General features: G+C 40.7%; 19 protein-coding genes. 10 read left to right on the top strand and 9 right to left on the bottom strand.

Annotated features, from left to right (window positions below; translation table 11 throughout):
- The first annotated feature begins 133 nt into the window (after window positions 1–133).
- Window positions 134–685, top strand: coding sequence for a phosphohydrolase (locus DN92_RS03190; protein WP_173959895.1), 552 nt, complete (start codon window positions 134–136; stop codon window positions 683–685).
- Between the two features lie 91 nt (window positions 686–776).
- Window positions 777–953, top strand: a complete 177-nt coding sequence (locus DN92_RS03185; protein ID WP_173959894.1) for a transposase — start codon at window positions 777–779, stop codon at window positions 951–953.
- Here DN92_RS03185 and DN92_RS03180 read toward each other — a convergent pair.
- A protein-coding gene (locus DN92_RS03180; RefSeq protein ID WP_173959700.1) for an IS3 family transposase occupies window positions 932–2,073 on the bottom strand; the annotation gives its coding sequence in 2 pieces (ribosomal slippage) (window positions 932–1,806 and window positions 1,806–2,073; 1,143 coding nt in all). The genes DN92_RS03185 and DN92_RS03180 overlap by 22 nt on opposite strands.
- A gap of 198 nt (window positions 2,074–2,271) precedes the next feature.
- Here DN92_RS03180 and DN92_RS03175 point away from each other — a divergent pair.
- Entirely contained in the window at window positions 2,272–2,850 is a 579-nt protein-coding gene (locus DN92_RS03175) for a hypothetical protein (RefSeq protein WP_217426044.1), read from the top strand.
- 20 nt (window positions 2,851–2,870) lie between these two features.
- Here DN92_RS03175 and DN92_RS03170 read toward each other — a convergent pair whose 3' ends face one another.
- From DN92_RS03170 to DN92_RS03160, 3 genes are all read right to left on the bottom strand, one after another.
- Entirely contained in the window at window positions 2,871–4,169 is a 1,299-nt protein-coding gene (locus DN92_RS03170) for a hypothetical protein (RefSeq protein WP_173959892.1), read from the bottom strand.
- A 194-nt stretch (window positions 4,170–4,363) separates the two neighbouring features.
- Complete coding sequence (locus DN92_RS03165; protein ID WP_173959891.1) at window positions 4,364–4,564, bottom strand: hypothetical protein; 201 nt, start codon at window positions 4,562–4,564, stop codon at window positions 4,364–4,366.
- 37 nt (window positions 4,565–4,601) lie between these two features.
- Entirely contained in the window at window positions 4,602–4,859 is a 258-nt protein-coding gene (locus tag DN92_RS03160; RefSeq protein ID WP_173959890.1) for a hypothetical protein, read from the bottom strand.
- A gap of 237 nt (window positions 4,860–5,096) precedes the next feature.
- Here DN92_RS03160 and DN92_RS03155 point away from each other — a divergent pair, with 237 nt between their 5' ends.
- The gene (locus DN92_RS03155) at window positions 5,097–5,879 is read left to right on the top strand and encodes a hypothetical protein (protein WP_173959889.1); all 783 of its coding nucleotides are present in this window, start codon (window positions 5,097–5,099) and stop codon (window positions 5,877–5,879) included.
- Between the two features lie 17 nt (window positions 5,880–5,896).
- Here the strand turns inward: DN92_RS03155 and DN92_RS03150 are convergent, their stop codons facing one another.
- The 5 genes from DN92_RS03150 to DN92_RS03130 all read right to left on the bottom strand — a co-directional run bounded on the left by DN92_RS03150 (window position 5,897) and on the right by DN92_RS03130 (window position 10,411).
- Complete coding sequence (locus tag DN92_RS03150; protein WP_173959888.1) at window positions 5,897–6,823, bottom strand: prohibitin family protein; 927 nt, start codon at window positions 6,821–6,823, stop codon at window positions 5,897–5,899.
- 11 nt (window positions 6,824–6,834) lie between these two features.
- A complete protein-coding gene (locus DN92_RS03145) occupies window positions 6,835–8,394 on the bottom strand; it encodes a cyclic peptide export ABC transporter (protein ID WP_254598366.1) in 1,560 nt (519 codons plus the stop codon).
- Window positions 8,395–8,539: 145 nt separating this feature from the next.
- Window positions 8,540–9,124: a YcjF family protein gene (locus tag DN92_RS03140; RefSeq protein WP_173959886.1), complete on the bottom strand. Its 585-nt coding sequence runs from the start codon at window positions 9,122–9,124 to the stop codon at window positions 8,540–8,542.
- A gap of 30 nt (window positions 9,125–9,154) precedes the next feature.
- On the bottom strand, window positions 9,155–9,640 hold the full coding sequence (locus tag DN92_RS03135; RefSeq protein WP_173959885.1) for a hypothetical protein: 486 nt from the start codon (window positions 9,638–9,640) through the stop codon (window positions 9,155–9,157).
- Between the two features lie 9 nt (window positions 9,641–9,649).
- Window positions 9,650–10,411 (bottom strand): ParA family protein, encoded by a 762-nt coding sequence (locus DN92_RS03130; protein WP_173959884.1) that lies wholly within the window; start codon window positions 10,409–10,411, stop codon window positions 9,650–9,652.
- Window positions 10,412–10,674: 263 nt separating this feature from the next.
- On the opposite strand from DN92_RS03130, the gene DN92_RS10695 reads away from it, so the two are divergent.
- From DN92_RS10695 to DN92_RS03115, 6 genes are all read left to right on the top strand, one after another.
- Entirely contained in the window at window positions 10,675–10,809 is a 135-nt protein-coding gene (locus DN92_RS10695; protein WP_302479692.1) for a hypothetical protein, read from the top strand.
- Window positions 10,810–11,134: 325 nt separating this feature from the next.
- Window positions 11,135–11,260, top strand: coding sequence for a hypothetical protein (locus tag DN92_RS10690; RefSeq protein ID WP_302479691.1), 126 nt, complete (start codon window positions 11,135–11,137; stop codon window positions 11,258–11,260).
- Window positions 11,261–11,423: 163 nt separating this feature from the next.
- Window positions 11,424–11,561 (top strand): hypothetical protein, encoded by a 138-nt coding sequence (locus DN92_RS03125; RefSeq protein ID WP_173959883.1) that lies wholly within the window; start codon window positions 11,424–11,426, stop codon window positions 11,559–11,561.
- Between the two features lie 63 nt (window positions 11,562–11,624).
- Window positions 11,625–11,753: a hypothetical protein gene (locus DN92_RS10685; RefSeq protein WP_302479690.1), complete on the top strand. Its 129-nt coding sequence runs from the start codon at window positions 11,625–11,627 to the stop codon at window positions 11,751–11,753.
- A gap of 100 nt (window positions 11,754–11,853) precedes the next feature.
- Window positions 11,854–12,888: a hypothetical protein gene (locus tag DN92_RS03120; protein WP_173959882.1), complete on the top strand. Its 1,035-nt coding sequence runs from the start codon at window positions 11,854–11,856 to the stop codon at window positions 12,886–12,888.
- A gap of 85 nt (window positions 12,889–12,973) precedes the next feature.
- The gene (locus DN92_RS03115; RefSeq protein ID WP_173959881.1) at window positions 12,974–16,213 is read left to right on the top strand and encodes a type 2 lanthipeptide synthetase LanM family protein; all 3,240 of its coding nucleotides are present in this window, start codon (window positions 12,974–12,976) and stop codon (window positions 16,211–16,213) included.
- Window positions 16,214–16,219 lie beyond the last annotated feature (6 nt).

Genomic DNA, 16,219 nt, shown 5'->3' with positions numbered 1-16,219 from the left:
TTACAAACAGCAAGTTAGTAGAGTGTTTGCAGATAACTTGATAAAACGAATACATCTAACGATAATGGCCTAAGTAAGGCTATGTACATTAAGAAAATATAAATTATTAAGTCGATTTTTTGAAAGATTTCAGATGGAAAAAATGCACTTCACAAGAATGGACCTAGGTACTGCAGATGATTTTGCGGTAATGAAAGCGGTTCATGAGCGCACCTTAGAAGCTTTACCTGATCAACTCTTTGCTCTTTTAGAAAACCTATCTAAGGATACGGCTTACAACATTACTCGTAAAGAGCATTGCCTTCAGACGGCTACTAGAGCTTTGCGTGATGGTAAGGATGAGGAATATGTAGTAGTTGCTCTATTTCACGATATTGCAGAACCTTTGGGGCCCTTTAATCATGGTGAGGTGATTGCATCAATCTTGCATCCTTTTATTTCCAGAAACAATTATTGGATGCTGCTACAACATGGATTATTTCAAACCTATTTTTATGGGGATAAGATAGGTGTAGATCCCAATGCGCGTGATCAATATAAATCTGACCCTGCGTATGCGCAAACAGTAGAGTTTTGTGCTAAGTTTGATGAAGTCTCATTTGATGCCAACTACAAAAGTGAGCCTCTCTCAACCTTTGAACCAATGGTTCGACGGGTCTTGCAGAAGCAGTGGGTTGCTCCATAATTGCTCTGATTGAGAGTCAAAAGTAAAAGCCACCCGAATGAACTGACCCCCAAAAGTTGGACGTTATGTCCAACCAAGGGGGTTTTGTTTTATGAGCAAGTACAGCAAGCAGTTCAAGCTAAAGGTAGTTAAAGAGTTTCTAAAGTCAGGTGGTCTTAAGCGGGTAAGTCACTTATTTGAGATTAGTCACTCAGTGAACTGCTATCAATTTAGGTCCACAACCAAAGAGAGTTTTTCCATAGTAAATCATTGCAGCACCATGGGTTGATTCTGTAATAGTTGGGGTACTTGGGTTTGAGGTGCTGGTGGCCTATAACCTAATGCACTATGCGGCCTGACATGGTTATAGTGTTTCACCCATTCCCCCACGATGATCTGGGCTTCTTTAAGACTGTAGAAGATTTCACCATCCACAAGGTTGTCTCTGAAGGTGCCATTAAAGCTTTCACAAAAGCCATTCTCCCAGGGGCTCCCTGGTTCAATGTAAGCGGTTTTCACTCCAATGCCAGATAACCAACTGCGTAGGTCTTTAGCAATAAATTCTGGGCCGTTGTCCGAGCGTATGTATTCCGGGATACCGTTGGCGATCATGGCGTTCGCCAGTTGTTCAATCACTTGGATCGAGCCAATCCTTCTAGCGCAGTGGATCGTTAAGCATTTCCTGGTGAACTCATCAATCATCGTGAGCATCCTGATCTTGCCGCCATAAGCATCTCTAATAAAGACAAAGTCATAACTCCACACATGGTTGGGGTGGGTAGCTCGCAGGCGCATACAACTGCCATCGGAGAGCCAGAGTCTGCCTCTAGGGGGTTGCTTTTGTGGGATCTTTAGGCCTTCTTGCCGCCAGATACGAGCGACCTTGGCTGTAGTCGCTTGTCCCCAACCGCTATTGCGCATCATGCCTGCAATAAATCGGTAGCCGTACCTGCCATAGGTGCTCGCCATACGGATGACCTCAGCCCTAAGCGGCCCTTCGTCATCTCGAGGGAGCGGCATGTACCGATACGCTGCTCTGGAGAGCCCTACCAAACTACAGGCAGACCGCTCAGAGACAAGATGCTTATCCATGAGCAGCTGCGCTGCATTTTTACGCCTAGTAGGGCTTAGAAGTTTCCCTTAATGACTTCCTTGAGCATGACTTCTCGCAAGGAGAGATCGGCAACCAGTTTCTTAAGCCGGGTATTTTCCAGTTCCAGATCTTTATACTTCTTTGCCTGATCGACTTTCATGCCGCCGTAGATCTTGCGCCAACGGTAGTAGCTTTGCTCAACCGTTCCCACTTCTTTACAGGCCTGGGCTAGGGTTTTGCCATTGGTGGTTAAAACATCGATTTGACGCAATAAGGTGACTATTTGTTCGGGTTTGAGACGTTGGCCTTTTGCCATATTTAGCACTCCTTTAGGGTGAAGATTATCAAAAATCCTCTCTTTTGGAGTGGTACTAAAAATTAGGTCAGTTCACTCTTTAAATTTCGTACCGAAAAGCACATTCAAGAAACCATCGCTAAAAAATTTAAGAATGTGATTCTCAGTAAATCTTTTTCATTACAATTTACCGACCTACTAGAAACGCCCGCGCATTTCTTGCCTAGCTATACGTCTTTGCATCACAATATTGGCGCTAATACGGTCAAGATGCTGAAAGAGCATGATGTCAAATATATTTTTCAGGGAGTCGCTTTTGACTCTATGCTAGTTGAGGCAGTGAACAATAATGCAAATGATATTCGGTGGCCAAATTTACAGGACAATTGGCTCCATGATTATGTCTTTTCCCCCCAGGGTTCAGCCTATATTGACATTGCTGCTTTATCGCCTGTTAAGCAGGTATTGCTATCCCTTCGGAATGGTCAAACACAGGATATTCAAAAATGGTGGGCTAGAAAGTTTTTCTCAAGGGTTATTCCGCCAGAACTAAGCAACTATGCCTATAAGGCAAACTTTGGCCCCTTATGGTGGGATGGTCTTCTGTCTAGCTCTGATCAAATTACTGAGATTGTAGATACTGCTTGGCAGATTACTGCCTTGCCGGTTTTTGAGAACTTTAAGATGCAAACACTATTTGACGGCATGAATAATGGTACAGGGCGAGCAGGTTTTGCAATGCTTTCCTATGCAAATTGGGTTCATGCACTCCATAAGGCAGATAGATTGACTGACTAGATCTCGTTACTGGACATTGTTTATTGAACCAAGACTGCAGGTGAGGCGGGTATAGATCCTGGGATCTTATTCAGGTTTAAGAACTGAGAGAGCACATCAATCACTAAGGCGCTATAGCCATTATTTTCCGCAGGAATACTATAGGTATCGCCATCATAGCTAATCGTGGCAATCGATTTAGTACCAGTAGGGGGGTTTTTATTGATCACCAGTAAAGGAACTTGTTCTTCATTTAGGCTTTTTTTCTGTTGAATAGAAATAGCTGTTGGTTCTAAGTACGTCATCCGTGGCATAGTTTGTATTTGAGCAATCAAAACTTCACCTAGGAAGTGATAAACATCCCTATTGGATCGTATTCTGATTGCAAGTGAGGTTTTGTCTTTATTGGGTGATAGGGTGCCTGTAATTCCTAAGCGCTCTACTTTTTGCTTGGTAGTTCCGAGCGGATTTTGACAGAGCATGCTTTCACCAAACTCACTTCTAACGGCCTGAATGTTTTTATAAGCCGCAAAGCATAAGCGGGCTGTAGTGACTTCTTGGGTAAATTGGTATAGATCAGGATTTTTTTCTGCTGCCGGCTTAAAGTCTAGCTTATTGGAATTTTTTGAACCTACATATTGCAAAATAGTTTGCGGCAAAGTGGGGCCCATTTTTTTTACATCTAAGGGTGGTCCTACAGCGTTTTCTGTTTTAACAATCTCTGTAGTTAAGCCGTATTGAATGAGATGCCTAATCAGAGCTTGGAATTCAGCAAAATTTGTGCTTGTTGGATTATTAAAATATTCCTTCGTTGTGCCATCTGGCTTTGAAACCTCAATGCTATCAATGGTGAGTGAGAAAATGAGTTCAGGCGGGATGTGGTGTCTTGCAAAAAAATTAATCGTTTCGATAGGGATGATGCTCAAAAATTCTTTTTGAAATTGTGCATTAGCCAAAGAGGACTGAGTAAAGTTAAAAGATCTTCCCAGGCTAAGACCTAGCGATGGATTGATGTATGAGGCTGCGACGTTGCTGCCTGCCACTGTAAATAGTCCAGAGAGTCCGCTACCTGCAGACGCGGAATAAAAGAGTCCTGATAATCCAGCAGTTTCAGTGATATTACCCGTGCCTATGACGCTGGGTATATCAATAAAACTCAAAGGCATCTCTTTTGAGCTGCGAACAATATTTAGTAAAAAGTTATTGTTTTGATATTTTTCAATCGACTTTTGATAAGACTGAGACATATCCGAAAAATCTGGCGAAACGGAAGCGCAGCCAGTCAGAATTGCAGATAGCAGCAATCCTTTAAGGGGTACGAGAGTCTTAGATCGAATCATTTGAGGAGTTCCCTAGTGAATCAGTAGCAGCCGCAAATTGTCATATTTCCACATGTCCACTGCGTCACTATTGCACTATTTTGTGAGTAACTCTCTAGTTGATCATCGCTGATCGTGCTTGGATTAACTTCTTCTAGTTCGATTAATTGAGTAGGCATTGTATTTTTTATGGTATGTAGTTATGGAGAAAGAATTTAAAAAATTCTGGTGATCAACCAAATCCCAGCAATAGCTAGGGCGCCAAAGCATAGGAGTTGAAATAAGCCGAGAGTCGCCAAAAGAACGCCTCCCGCAGCCCCTTGTTTTGCTGAGTCTGAGGTTCTGCCATTGAGTAGATAGCCAAGCGCAGCTCCTACAAGGGCGAATAAGAGCAGAAATTTAATTAAAAATACCATGTATGAATCCTTAATATATTGGACACTTTATTTATATTTAGACAATGAAGCGAAAGATAATGAGTGGAATCAGGATGATGAGAATTAAATAAATTAAATTGCGGATAAACCGAAGAGCGACTACAAATGGATTACCAGTAGATGGAATACTCTGCGCAGTTCCGTTTTGAGCATCTATCGTTCCAGTGTTTGTCATCAGCTGATTCGGCATACTCTCTTTACTTGCGAATGCATAAAGACAGCCACCAATGATTGCTCCAATAATTAATGTTTTAAGAATTATAAAAAAAATCATCATCTGGCCTCGTTAAAAAATTACTAAAATAATGGGAATTACTATAGACAAACATATATCGCAGGCATCAAAAAATTAAGCCCCATAAAGCAAAATTACTCTACTATAAGAATCGCGAATTGAACACCCATCTTTTGGACAATTTGATGAATATTTCAAGGTTTTTCTAAGGTCATAATGAGTTAATATTTATCCTTAATTACGAAGCTATTATTAATTCTTATGTTCACAAAATATATGCTGAAGCCCTCACTAGATAAGATTATTTTCCTTGTCTTTTTAGGGTTTTCTATCTCGGCAAACTCGCAAAATGCGCCAAGCAGCAGTCTCGCTATCGAAAAATCTGTCAGTGAAAAGTCGGACTTGGGTTTCGAACGCTCTTTTTGCATTTTTAACGTGATTGAAAAAAAGCTCACCGGTATCAAACTTTCTATTTTTTCAACTGATCTTAGGGCTGATTGTAGGGACTCTGAATACGAAAAACTTACGGCGGTGTCAATTTCTGTTCAGCTGCAAACCTTCATGAAACCAGCTGAAATCGTTAAATCTGGGGTCCATATTCCTGTAATGAGTAAAGATTTAACCCCCTTGAATGAGCCTTATATTGAAATTGGTAGATTGAAGTTCAGAAAAACTGGCGAACTTACTGTGAGCTACTTTGCTTATTTCTATCGCTACCTTACTGATCCAAGATATCGCAAAGGCTTTGTTGGTCTAACTTTTACACCTATAAAAGTCACTGGAGTTGTCCATTTTGTATATAACCCAGGGCTTCGGGTGTATCAGTTGAATGGCCCTGATGGCAAAACTTACACTATGACTACTTTTAGTAACTTGATCAATTCCTCTCTTACTTTAGATGGGCTGATGAATCTCGCTCCATCGCTAGAATTGCCTTCCGGCTGGACTTTCTCGACTCAGGTTTTGGATAAGCAAATCAGCATTCGCAGCAGGGTGTCGTTAGACGAGGCGGAATATGTACTAGATAATATGGGCAACTTTTACGTACGAACTCAGTAAGTAAAGCCGGAATAGATTTACTTACCTGTTTTGTTATTAGTAATTGGTGTCTTATCCATATCACCCATAATGAGTGGAAGTCCTGTAGGACCTTGTCCAAACAAAACCATCTTTGAGTTACTTGATTCTGCGAGTTTTTGGGTCGCTTCAATACCGCGCCAACGCAAATAGTTATCACTTAAGCCAGGCCTAATGATGTCTTGAAACTTGCGGATACCTTCAGCCTCGATTTCTTTGCGAGTGGCTTCTCCACGCTCTGCATCCAAGATATATGGATAGCTCGCTGCTTTGGCTGACTCGACCATTTTTTTGGAAATGGCATCTTCAACTTCTTTAGGGAAGCTGAAGTCTTGAAATTCAATACCCACTATCCTAACTAGGCGAACATCATTAATACCAGGTGGATAGATTGAATTAATGATCGATAAATCTGACCCTTGGCGGATGGCACTCTGAACTGCAGCAATGTCTAGAGTAAAAGCATCAGTGGACGATAACTTGCCAATGGAATCTCTGACTGAGGCAATGATGCTTGGCTCTACGAATTTAGAAACATAGCTTGATCCAACGTACTTATGCAACATGGGAATGTTTTCTTCATACACCTTAAACTGATATGAAACTGTTAATTTGGATTTGAGTAAGTCTTTGGTTAAGATATCAACAGTAACCACTTTTTGCTGAATCGTGGTGTCATACTGAGTGACGCTATCCCATGGAGTCTTCAGACGAATACCTTCCCCCAAGACTGTATATAAATCAGTGCCACCCCAGATTGGCCTAAATAGGATGCCAACATTGCCAACGGGGATGATGACATGGATTTTCGGCCATAAGACAATTGCCGTTGTCAAAAAGAAAAAGCAAATCAGAATGAATTTCAGTGTATGTTTTCGAACCCAGGCACGGAAATGAGGTAAGGCATTGTTCATAATTTTATTCATATCTTAAAAACCTAGATTAACTGACCCTGGTCAATGGTAATAATTTCGTCAGCCACATCAAAATATCGATCGTCGTGACTAATTGCAATCAGCGTTTTACCAAGCGCCTTGATATAAGGGATCAGAACCTGGTAAAAATATTTTCTGAACTCGGGGTCTTGATCAGCTGCCCATTCATCCAGGACGACAAATTGCTTATCCTCTAGTAGAGCCTCAAGTAAGCCCAATCGCTTTCGCTGGCCGGTGGATAGGTGAATGGTATCGAATTGGTTGTCGAGTATGGATACTTTGTCTTCAAGCTGGAACATTTCAATTAAGGATTGACCTTCCGCTAAACTCTCTTGGCTAATTCCATAGAGCTTCTTGAAGAGAAAGAAATCGCTAAATACAACTGCAAATAGATCTCGATAGGCGCTTGAGGATGGCTGATTTACCAATTGATCATCGACTGTGATGAATCCTTTGGTGGGGGCATATAGACCCAGTAATACCCGAATTAAGGTCGTTTTTCCTGAGCCGTTTTGACCGCGAATAAAGTAGACTTTCCCTGCCTCAAAAGTAGTTGTTATAGGCCCCAGATCAAAATGACGTTTTTCTTCGAGTGATTGGTGTTGATAGGTAATGCCATGCAATGTCAAGCGCTTAGCATTCACATACTGATCTTCGACATTCTTAGAGTTTGCTTGATTGTGGGTTTGTTCTAAGGTGTCTTTGAGACTAAGCAATTGCTTGGCTGAGGCTTCAGCCTGAACAATCATGGGTAGCGAAGTAAAGACTGACTGAAACGAGCCAACCATAAATAGACTAGTGGTTGCTACCTTTAGGACAACATCCGAGAAGGAGTCTGATAGCACCGGTACGACAAAAATAAGCATCCCGACAGCAATATATAGGATGATCTGGAGAAGGCTAAAAGTTTTTCCTAGTGTGATTAAGGACACTTCCCGAGTTTCTCTAGATTTTTTTGCGGATGACACAAGGTCTTCGATAAAGCCCTTGGCTCTTTTTGAGCTCATTTTAATTTCTTGAAATCCGGATAAAAACTCTGCTACAAATTCAAATGTCTTTGAATCCTCTATATAAGATGCTTTTAGTTCTGCAGTAGCCTTCTTCTCCACTTGCAAGAATATCGATAGGGTGACTAGCAAGAACCCCAACATCAAAATGCTTGCTATCCAAGAGAGAGTGGCTAGATATATGAGCGCAAAAAAGACAATGGCTGTGGATTGCCCAATTGTCACGATAGTCACAATAGCCTGAGAAACCATTTGAGTATCTCTAGTAATCCGCATTTGGATCTCGTTTTTACTTATGACTTTGAAAACACTTAGATCAGATTTAAGAACTAGTTGAATAATGTTTAAACGAAATCGATAAATCAGTCCTTGAGTTGATTGGACACTTTCTCGATTATTGACTTGATAGAAATAGAGATAAAAAGCTAGACAAAATACAAAAGCAAAAAATTCGAAAGTAGAACTTTCATTTTCAATGATATGACCTGCGGCCTGGTTTAAAACGGCAATAATGAGTGCGCCAGAAAGCCCCACTAATGCAGAAAATAGACACATGCGCCGAAGTTCAATGCGACTTTCGCTTTGAATGATTTCAAGCAAACTACTACGAAATGGTTTGATGATCACTGTCTCAAAGTTAAAAATCCCGCCCTAGGGCGGGTAATGCTGAGTTTAATAATCGAGTAGAAAGTTACTCAGTTCAGGCTGCGTCAACTACAACCGCGTCAACCACAACTGCTTCTTCAGATCCCGTATTCTTTTTTTGAAAGATCTTTTTGGCTTTTGCTATTTGTTCATTGAAAAAGCCTTTAGTACTTGTCACATCAAAATCAATAAGTGAGCCTTTATTTTCGAAATGCTTAACAAAGGTAACGCCAATTGCATAGGTACTTGCGTAGGACAGGGCAGGTTGAGTAATTGCAGAAATAGTAGTTCCCACTACAGGGATATAGCGTGCAAAAGTTGAGCCTAGAGTAGTAGAAAACATAGTGGCAATACTGGCGCCTGCTAATGAAGTAATAATGGAGGCAACCAGCTCTTTCTTGAATTCAACTTTATAAATCTTACATAAATCACTAATCATTTTGATTTGCAAACCAGTGATAGCGGCAGTGTCTACAAGCGGAACTGGAATAAAGCCAGCTACTGTTGCCCACTGTGCCCAATTTTTAACGGACTGGTGAGCTAGCTGATGGCGAAAATCTATATTTTGATTCCCATCTGCTTGGGTGTGAATTTCATCGTTCAATACTTCTTCTGCTGTTTTTTGGTCATTCTTGGCCATGAAATACTCTCCTTATCAATTTTAAAAAGACTAACTAACTTGCATGATGCTATCGACTGCTAAGCGATCTAGGCTAATGAAAATAACGCCACCTTGATTGCTCTTTAAAGAAAAAAAGTATTTTTTTGGTTTTGGTTCGCCCATCAAAAAGCTAAATAGAAAGCCAAGTGGGCCTCCGGTAATAAAGCCGCCTAATGCTTGCGGCATCGGGAAAGGGCGCTTGAGCTGAATCTTGAGTTCTTTGCTGGGGATGGAAATAAATCCAGCCTGGGGGAGCTCAAAGCCATAATGCATGCCATTAAATAGCAGATCAGCATTGCCTCTTTGATCTTCGCCATCTAGTTGATAGGAGACTATTTGTCTTACTGTTTCATCTAATGGACTATCAGTAAACTCACTATGTAATTTTTCTTCATCAGATTGATTCAAACCCCCAGTAACTACCGTCGGCTTAGTAGTCTGACTAGGGATCTCATCCAATGGGTTGAACTTGATTGTTTTTTTAGGTCTTGGCATTATTTTGACTTATCCTAATTGCGGCATGAGTTCACGGGTAAGCGCTCTAAAGTCCTGCGCTGCTCCACCACTGTTGTCATAAGTGGTGATCGGCTTTTTGTAAGAAGGTGCCTCAGCTAATTTGACGTTTTCTCGGATAAATGATCCAAAGACTTTGTCTCCAAAGTGTTCCCGCAGAGATTCCAAGACCTCTCCTGAGTGCCTAGTCCGTAAATCCACTCGTGAGGGTAAGATTCCCAGAATCGATAATGAAGGATTGAAGGCGTCCTTTATTTTTTCGATGACAGCCATTAGCTGAGCAACACCCGCAAGTGATAACACATGGGTGGAGACAGGCACAATTAATTGATCTGCCGCCGTTAATGCATTTACTGTTACTAGGCCAAGGGTTGGAGGGGTATCGAGCAATACATAGTCCCAGTTACTTAAGTCTGCTTGACCCAAGCGACGCTTGAGAATGGTCTCAGTTGCAAATTCACCTGCTAAGGCTTTTTCCAGATTTGATAATTCAGGGCTGGCATAGATTAAACCAACGTTATTCACCATCGTTGGCTGAATCAAAGTTGTTATTGGTGATTTGCTAGTGAGCAGTCCCATGGAGTTGTCAGCACACTGATTTTCTTGCCCAATCCACTGCGATGCATTTCCTTGTGGGTCAAGGTCAATCAGAAGAACGCGTTTACCCAGCTCTGCTAGACAGGCGGCCAAGTTAATGGTGGTAGTCGTTTTGGCGCAGCCACCCTTCAGATTAGTAATCGCAATGGACTTCATGAGTCTAAATCTAATTAATCATTGGTAATGAACAACTTGTAAAAAAAAGTGATTTGAATTCGGGATTATTCAAGCCTTACATCTGAAGAATAAGAAATCTGAACCTAAAACAATAATATAAATAAGTTTACTCTTGGAAATTCTTTAGTAAATCAGATTTACCCCTCCGATCGGAGGGTTCCTCATAAGAAATTATTTATAAATAATGAATCCGTGATCGCGATTTGTCACAACCTTTAACTCGCTTAATAATTGGAGAAAAAATGCCAGTACAAATGATTGAATTAGAAGAAGTTCAGACACTGAGTATTGATGATGACAAGCTTGCGGAAATTGTGACCAAGAGTAAGGCTCAATATGGCTCTACAGCTGATGAGTACGTTGAAGGTTGCCAATAGCAAGTCCCACCCAAAAGGTCGCTTAGACGCCTTATTTTTTATCTATTGGTGTATTGGTCCGCAAAATTATCCCTACGATCGTAGGGATACCTTTATGAAATTATTAACAAATCAATAAGGCACAAGATACCTATTCATAAATTCCTGAACTTCCTATTGATTTGTGAATCTCCATGTAGTTCCAGATAATTCAATTAGAGATAGGATTATTGGCGATCACGAACCCTCCTATCGGAGGGTTTCACCTAATAATTACTTGGCAAATAATGAATCCGTGATGGCGATTTGTCACAACTTTTTAACTTTCCTAATAATTGGAGAAAAAATGCCAGTACAAATGATTGAATTAGAAGAGGTGCAAATAGTTGAAGTAAGCGATAGTAATTTAGAGGCTTTAGGTATTACAGCTGATGCAGGCTATGGCTATTCTATTTCAGATTGCGCAAGTTGATTGTTTTACCAGCCACTCTTCGGAGTAGTTTTTTACTGCATTTGCAAAGGGTAGCCCCCTCCTATCAGAGGGTTTCATCTAACAATTACTTAGCAAATAATAAAGTAGTGGAAGCGTTTTTTTTCACAACTTTTTTAACTTTCTTAATAATTGGAGAAATAACATGCAAGTACAGATGATTGAACTAGAAGAAGTTGAGACACTTAATATCAACGATGACAAGCTCGAGGAAATTGTGACTAAGAGCAAGACTCAATATAGTGTTACTAACCAGATGTATGGTGGATCTGGCTGCTGCTAATTTCAAGTTCTACCAAATAGGCCGTCATGAGGCGGCCTATCTTTTAACTATTGGAGTAATAAAATGCAAGAACTAATGATCGAGTTAGATGAAATTAAAACGAATGATGTGACCGATGATTTCTTGGAGATCACAGGGACTAAAACAGGCTGGTCAATGGCAACAGAATGTACTGGTAGTTGCTGGTGCTAAAGTATTTTTTATTTATTTAGTAGCTTTGCCTTACCGTCTATAAGTTAGATTTAGTCAATCAAACTTATAGACCCCTTCAAAGATTTAAGATTAAACGCTCATGCAAACTCTTTCCGATTTAGATTCTTTCTCTAAAAAATATCTCCTTGATTGGGAGCAAAAGTCTACAGTAAGAACTGGTAAAAGAAGTCGCTTAGACAAGGCAATGATTTCGAACATAGAGTTCCCATACACTATTAAGCAATTTCTTCAGTATCCCGAAGTCAAGGCTCTGACACAAGCAGAGTTGCAGCCCTTTTATTTACAGTCACTGTGTAACATACTTTATGGAGTGACTCAATTTGAAGTAAATTTCGTAACCGATCAATGCGGTAAGTTGGCCAATACAGATTTAGGAATAGAGCTCAGTAGCTCTATCAAACAGGTTGCGATTGCTATTGGCACCGATGAGATGTATCACGCATTTGCAGCCAGAGAATTGCTCTCTGACATCGAGGAATTAACTGGTGTTATGCCAGTTGTTCCTCAGAAAACAAAGCCTGAACTACCAAAAGACACTTTAGTAAGCTCTAATGAGCAGGCTAAAGCCCGTTTAACTCCCGTCGAATATTTCAAAAATGCAGTGCCTGAAAAATTACAACGAATAGCTGAAACTACCTTGCTATGTATTTTAGAGAATGCAGTTGTAGATGATTTGTTAGAAATGGCTAAAGATTTTGACGATGCAAATCCAGTAGCTGTCTATAACAGAGAGCACATACACGACGAAGGACGTCATAAAGTATTTTTTCAGCGTCTTTTAAAGTATATATGGGGCGCCATCTCGGAAGAGGATCGCATAGCTTTAGGGAAGGCTATTGCTGGTTATTATGAACAGTATTTTCAGCTGCTGTCTTATGATGAGCTAGTCCAAATAACATCTAAAAATTTACAAAAACTTACTTTATCTGAGGATGTTATTCAGTCGATCGCACCGCAGGTAGCTAAATCATTTGCTAAGCAAGCTCTGCATGAAAAAGACTTTATTCAGAACCCAATGCGCTTGATGGCTTTTGCAGGTATTTCAGACCATCCCCCAACTCGCGAATTATTTCTGAAGATTGGATTGCTTGCGCCATCACTAGAGACTGCATAGCAAGCTAGTGAAAAACTTGTCGAACTAGTATTTACTCGATTGTCATAAAGGCATTTACTTTTTTTACACATATCAATTCCAATTAATGCCAATAAATCACTCCCTGCTTCTTAGGGCCTGTACATTTGATGAGGTGCTATCAAGTCAGTTTAATTCCCTTGTAGGAGAAAAATCACAAGCAGATTTGGCGTCTGAACGTTTAGCCTCCTGGTGCAAATCCTCTGCTAGTGGTGATTGGGGATTGTTCGCTAAGCGTTTAGAGAGGGATCAGATTGAGTTCAGGGATGTTTTAGCGCGATTTTCTAATGTTAAGTTAAGTCATGCAGAAGCTGGCTTATTACCTTGGATGCACGATGCTCGATGGGTTTTTGAACTATTGACTCAAGAAACAGAAGTATCGATCAAAATTGATTTAAATCCCAAAAATCAAGTGGCATTTGAGGGGATATTTTTATCTCTTTTGCAGGGCGCTAATGTAGAGCTAAAAAAGATAGCATTACCGAAAGCTCTGGAATGCTTCACTTCTGAGGCAATGTCAGACTTTAACTTCGCACTTTTGCATCAATTGAGTGATTTGCTTGCACCACTTTTGTATAGTCTTTTTGTTAAGGACCTGAAAGGGCTGTCGCCGGATGGAAAGTTGCTACCTTCAGATGCTGACATCAAGACAAATCATTACACTGATTTTATTCGTCGACTTCAAGAGGGCGAGCTTGAACGGATATTTAATGAAAAGCCAGTACTCCTAAGGTTACTCGCAGCCATCACCCGCCAATGGATTGATACTACTGGAGAAATAGTCAATCGACTTGGAAATGATTTGGAGTTAATTGAGCGTAAGCTGCTCCATTCGAAAAGTCCTATCAAAGTTTCTACTATCGAGGGGGACTTATCAGATCCTCATAATTTAGGGCATTCAGTTCGGATCATTGGGTTTGATGATGGCAGCAAAATAGTCTACAAGCCGAAAGATTTAGGCTTGGATATTGTATGGATTGACTTCATCAATCACTTAAATGGGCTTAACCCACCTGTTCAACTAAGAGTCGTCAATACCATTGCTTGTGATGGCTATGGTTGGTGTGAATTTATTCAACATGAATCTTGTCAATCTCAGGATGGAATTCGCCTGTTTTATGAGCGCTCGGGCGCTTGGTTGATTATTTTTCATTTGCTAGCAAGTAGCGATATGCATTATGAAAATATGATTGCAAGTGGCTCTCATCCTGTCCCGATTGATTTAGAAACGATATTACAAGCATCGCTTCCAGAGTTTGAACTCAAAAATCCCGCTTACGGCGCAACTAATCAGGCTATAGATAAAATCCAAAATTCTGTCTTAACTGTCGGAATGCTGCCAGCTTATACAAAGTCACATAAAAATAAAATCTTTGACTTGGGGGGCTTGAATATTAGATCTGGAACTGCAGTAGCCACTGACTGGAAAAATATTAATACCAATGGTATGCGCTGGGTTCAGTATCAAGTCAATATTGATACTAATACCAATGTCCCTCATATTGATTCAAACTATGCAAAATTCGGAGATTACAAATCTGAATTCATTAAGGGCTTTGAGGAATATGCGCATTTTCTATTGGCGCAAAAAGACTCTGTTTATCTACAAAAGCTATGGAAGGGCTTGAGTAATTTGCCTGTCCGCAAGGTGCTCCGACCAACACGCTTTTATTACGTACTACTACAACGCCTTAAAGATCATCACAGCATGGATGATGGCATTAAATGGAGTGTTCAGGCTGATTTTTTAGCGCGACTTGGTGACTGGGATGAGCAAACGGATTTACTCTGGCCCTTGCATAAGAGCGAAAGGGATGCGCTTTTAAACTTAAATATTCCTTTCTTTTTGTCGCCAAGTGATGGCCATATTCTCTTTGATACCTTTGGTCATTCCATAGTAACCCCGGCTATACCAGGTTTACAAAGAGCTCAACAGCGTTGGGAAACGTTAAGTAAGGATGAGATTGATTGGCAAAGCTTAATCATTCAGATTAGTACTAGTTTTGTGTCATCTTCTATTGAGCGGGAGCCTAAAAGAAATAGGCATGATTATGACCGCGCGCTTCAATCAGGGTCTATTAATGAAATTAATAATGAAGATTTAATTAATGAATTAGAGCGCATCATAGAGCAGCTTGAAGAGAGCGCATTCCAAGATGCGGTGAGCATTAGTTGGCTTGGTTTGGATTGGATGCAAGACTCAGAAGTGGCTCAACTGGTTCCATTGGGGGATGATCTTTATAACGGAATGAGCGGTATTGCATTATTTTTAGCAGCTTATCAACATCAGTTTCATGATGAAAGATCAAAAAAACTCTTAACGAAGATCTTAAATGGTCTTCACGAGCAAATTCATGCACCTACATCTGCTCGCTGGGCAAGAAGTTTGGGGATAGGTGGTACGGCAGGTATTGGTTCAATCATTTATGTTCTGGTTAATATCGCCACTTTATTAGAGGATGATGAAATCCTTGGGGATGCTATTGCAGTTTCAAAACTGTATACGAAAGAATTAATTGATGCCGACCAGGGCCTGGATGTTATCTCAGGTTCAGCTGGGGCAATCTTATGTTTATTAGCTCTATATCGTCAAACGCAATCTCCTGACGTTCTTGAAAAGGCGGTTCTTTGTGGTGAGCACTTGTTAAATACACCTCGTATAGGAGAAGTGGGCTCTCGTACGTGGGTCGGATTGGGAATGGGTAATTCTCCGTTAAATGGAATGTCCCACGGTGCCGCTGGATTTGCCTACGCACTTTCAAGTCTGCACCAGGTGACGCAAAGAGATGATTTTGCGGACGCTACCAAAGAATGCCTTGCCTATGAACAATCTCAATATGATGAGTCGGAACATAATTGGCCGGACTTTAGAGGGGATACAGATGGTAAGCCATTAAGAATCATGGTTTGCCAATGGTGTCATGGTGCTCCTGGTATTGGATTGGCGCGTATTGGTCAAGTGAAAGCGGGCGCCTCCTTGAATTTGCTTAAGGCAGATATTGAAAGCGCCTCTATCTGTGCTGAGCGTAATTGGCCCAACAGCATGGATACTTTATGTTGTGGGACCCTAGGTGCTATTGAGTTTCTGCGAGAGGCTGGCGACATTCTTAACAATGAAACCATGAAACAGCTTGCAGTAAATCGTTTAAAAGAAATTGTTGCTACTAGTCAGGAGCATGGACATTATATTATTGGGGTTGGCGGCACACAATTTAACCTAGGTTTCTTTAGAGGACTTTCGGGTGTTGGTTATGCGCTATTAAGAGGCCTAAACCCAAATCTGCCAAATGTATTGATTTGGGAATAGGTTAGT

The organism is Polynucleobacter arcticus (assembly GCF_013307205.1).
Classification (GTDB): Bacteria; Pseudomonadota; Gammaproteobacteria; order Burkholderiales; family Burkholderiaceae; genus Polynucleobacter; species Polynucleobacter arcticus.
Note: the sequence above shows the minus strand (reverse complement) of the source record. Positions and strands in the feature narration are given on the sequence as shown.

What these genes read in the sequence shown, in the direction of transcription:
- DN92_RS03190 (WP_173959895.1), top strand. Translation starts at nt 134, where the DNA reads ATGGAAAAAATGCACTTCACAAGAATGGACCTAGGTACTGCAGATGAT.
- DN92_RS03185 (WP_173959894.1), top strand. Translation starts at nt 777, where the DNA reads ATGAGCAAGTACAGCAAGCAGTTCAAGCTAAAGGTAGTTAAAGAGTTT.
- DN92_RS03170 (WP_173959892.1), bottom strand. Translation starts at nt 4,169, where the DNA reads ATGATTCGATCTAAGACTCTCGTACCCCTTAAAGGATTGCTGCTATCT.
- DN92_RS03165 (WP_173959891.1), bottom strand. Translation starts at nt 4,564, where the DNA reads ATGGTATTTTTAATTAAATTTCTGCTCTTATTCGCCCTTGTAGGAGCT.
- DN92_RS03160 (WP_173959890.1), bottom strand. Translation starts at nt 4,859, where the DNA reads ATGATTTTTTTTATAATTCTTAAAACATTAATTATTGGAGCAATCATT.
- DN92_RS03155 (WP_173959889.1), top strand. Translation starts at nt 5,097, where the DNA reads ATGCTGAAGCCCTCACTAGATAAGATTATTTTCCTTGTCTTTTTAGGG.
- DN92_RS03150 (WP_173959888.1), bottom strand. Translation starts at nt 6,823, where the DNA reads ATGAATAAAATTATGAACAATGCCTTACCTCATTTCCGTGCCTGGGTT.
- DN92_RS03145 (WP_254598366.1), bottom strand. Translation starts at nt 8,394, where the DNA reads ATGTGTCTATTTTCTGCATTAGTGGGGCTTTCTGGCGCACTCATTATT.
- DN92_RS03140 (WP_173959886.1), bottom strand. Translation starts at nt 9,124, where the DNA reads ATGGCCAAGAATGACCAAAAAACAGCAGAAGAAGTATTGAACGATGAA.
- DN92_RS03135 (WP_173959885.1), bottom strand. Translation starts at nt 9,640, where the DNA reads ATGCCAAGACCTAAAAAAACAATCAAGTTCAACCCATTGGATGAGATC.
- DN92_RS03130 (WP_173959884.1), bottom strand. Translation starts at nt 10,411, where the DNA reads ATGAAGTCCATTGCGATTACTAATCTGAAGGGTGGCTGCGCCAAAACG.
- DN92_RS10695 (WP_302479692.1), top strand. Translation starts at nt 10,675, where the DNA reads ATGCCAGTACAAATGATTGAATTAGAAGAAGTTCAGACACTGAGTATT.
- DN92_RS10690 (WP_302479691.1), top strand. Translation starts at nt 11,135, where the DNA reads ATGCCAGTACAAATGATTGAATTAGAAGAGGTGCAAATAGTTGAAGTA.
- DN92_RS03125 (WP_173959883.1), top strand. Translation starts at nt 11,424, where the DNA reads ATGCAAGTACAGATGATTGAACTAGAAGAAGTTGAGACACTTAATATC.
- DN92_RS10685 (WP_302479690.1), top strand. Translation starts at nt 11,625, where the DNA reads ATGCAAGAACTAATGATCGAGTTAGATGAAATTAAAACGAATGATGTG.
- DN92_RS03120 (WP_173959882.1), top strand. Translation starts at nt 11,854, where the DNA reads ATGCAAACTCTTTCCGATTTAGATTCTTTCTCTAAAAAATATCTCCTT.
- DN92_RS03115 (WP_173959881.1), top strand. Translation starts at nt 12,974, where the DNA reads ATGCCAATAAATCACTCCCTGCTTCTTAGGGCCTGTACATTTGATGAG.